Annotated in this window: 2 protein-coding genes; both read left to right on the forward strand. The window is 60.9% G+C overall.

What is annotated here, in order from left to right; all coding sequences use genetic code 11:
* A partial coding sequence (locus AB1609_22025; GenBank protein MEW6049113.1) for an AAA family ATPase occupies positions 1-1,165 on the forward strand: 1,165 nt, incomplete at its 5' end.
* A complete protein-coding gene (locus AB1609_22030) occupies positions 1,162-1,752 on the forward strand; it encodes a DUF4276 family protein (protein MEW6049114.1) in 591 nt (196 codons plus the stop codon). The genes AB1609_22025 and AB1609_22030, both read left to right, overlap by 4 nt.
* The last annotated feature ends 416 nt before the right edge of the window (positions 1,753-2,168 follow it).

The following is a 2,168-nucleotide window of genomic DNA, read 5'->3' on the forward strand; positions in this document are numbered from 1 at the left end:
TTTCGGGCCCCGGACGCCATCTCTTGAACTCCATCCCCTTAATGTCCTGATCGGGCCCAACGGTTCGGGTAAGTCCAACGTGTTTGAGGCCATCTGGCTTCTGCATTCCACCCCCAGGGATCTTGCCGCTGCCGTCCTGCAGCCAGATGATCGCGTCAGTGAGTGGGTGTGGAAAGGTTCGCCTGAGCCTGCGGCGGCCAGCATTGAGGTGGTGGTAGAGATAGATAGGGTGAAGAGCCCGTTGCGCTATCTCTTGCGGTTTGCTGAGAGGGGTCAGGGTTTCGAAATAGTGGAAGAGAGCCTGAAGACGGCCCGGCCGACGCGCCCCGATGAGCAGCACCCGTACATTTTCTTCGAAGTGAAAGATGGCCGCGGGGTGCTCAATGTACGTACTGAGGAAGGTGCCCAGGGGGCGGAGAGGAAGAAGCGATCCCTTCGCCCGGAGGACCTGGAGCCAGGGCAATCGGTCCTGTCTCAACGGAAGGACCCGGACCATTATCCGGAGATCACCACCCTGGCACAACTTTTTTCTAATTTCCGCCTATATAGGGAATGGAGCTTCGGCCGTCGGGCTCCCCCACGCGTACCTCAAAAGACCGACCTGCTGGGGGACTTCCTTGCTGAAGACGGGCACAATCTGGCGCTGGTGCTGAACAAGTTGAAGCGACACGGCGACGTGTACCGATCAATCGTTAAGCACCTCCAGGACTTCTACGAGCAGTTGGAGGGAATTGATACCATAGTGGAGAGCGGCAAACTGCAGGTGTTCTTTTACGAGCGTGGGCTGCGGACTCCCCTTCCCGCGACCCGCCTTTCGGATGGGACGCTGAGGTTTCTATTCCTTTTGACGGTGCTGTGCCACCCTAAGCCACCGCCATTGATTTGCCTCGAGGAGCCGGAGATTGGCTTACACCCCGACGTATTGCCCAAGATCGCAGACCTCCTGGTGGAGGCGTCACACAGGACGCAACTCATCGTGACCACCCACTCGGATATCCTGGTAGATGCACTGTCCGACCGACCGGAGTCCATAGTGGTGTGCGAGTGGAGCCCTGAGGGAACCACGATGCTGCGGCTCGACCAAAAGAGGCTGAAGGGCTGGCTCGAGGAGTACAGGCTGGGGGAGTTGTGGCGGAAGGGTGAGTTGGGGGGCACCCGGTGGTGAAAGAGATACGCATCTATTTCGAGGGTGACCCTGCGCTTCGGGAAGGCTTCCACCAATTTCTGTGCCGGTTCATAGAACGGGCGCGTGAGAATGGGATACGAGTGCGACTTGTGGCCGGGCGCGGGAGAGTCCTCCACGACTTTGCCATTGCCCTGGCGACCCACCCAGGTGACCACGTCCTCTTGCTGACTGATTCCGACGGTCCGGTGGGTGTGACGCCCAGGCAGTGGTTGGCCTCAAGACCTGGCTGGGAGTACCACGGTGTCACCAAGCCCGATGATGCGCAAATTCATCTGATGGTGCAGGTTATGGAGGCGTGGTTTCTGGCCGACGTGGAAGCTCTGCAGAGGTTTTATGGTGCCGGTTTTCTTCCCGGGCGACTCCCTCACAACCCTCAGGTTGAAGAGATTCCCAAGGAGCAGGTACTGAATGGTTTGAAGGGCGCGACGGAGGACACATCCAAAGGCGAATACCATAAGACCAGGCACGCCCCCGAGTTGTTGAAGCGTATCGATCCGGCGAAGGTTGCAAAGGCGGCTCCGCATTGTAGGCGGTTCCTGGATACCCTCGACCGGTTGTTGCCGTGAGAGTCGGCCTCAACGATCCGCTTACGGGCGTTCCGGGTGCTGCCCCAGAATGACGCCGTTAGCGTACCGAACAGCTTGAGTGTGCTTGCGCAGGGCGGGGCGGGAGGATATAATGGCGCCAAAGCGATGAAGGGGAGGAGTAGGACTGCCCCCGCCTTCAGAGAGGGGGACCCAGGGCTGCGAGGTCCCCCGGTGTGGAAGTCCGAAGGTCGCCCCTGAGCCGCCCGGGTGAACCCCGCTCAAGGTGTGCCGGTGGTCGCTCCCGCCCGCAGGCAGGAGCGGAAGCGGCGGGGCACCGGCGGGCCCGAGTTCGGGACGGGTTCCTCCGTTACCGGGAAGCGAGTGCTGCACGGAGCTCTGACCCGACGCCCTCCGGCTTTAGGGCGGCCGGTGGGTGGTCAGAGGTGGGCGGTCAC

It is taken from the genome of Bacillota bacterium, from assembly GCA_040754675.1.
In the GTDB taxonomy this organism is placed as follows: domain Bacteria; phylum Bacillota; class Limnochordia; order Limnochordales; family Geochordaceae; genus Geochorda.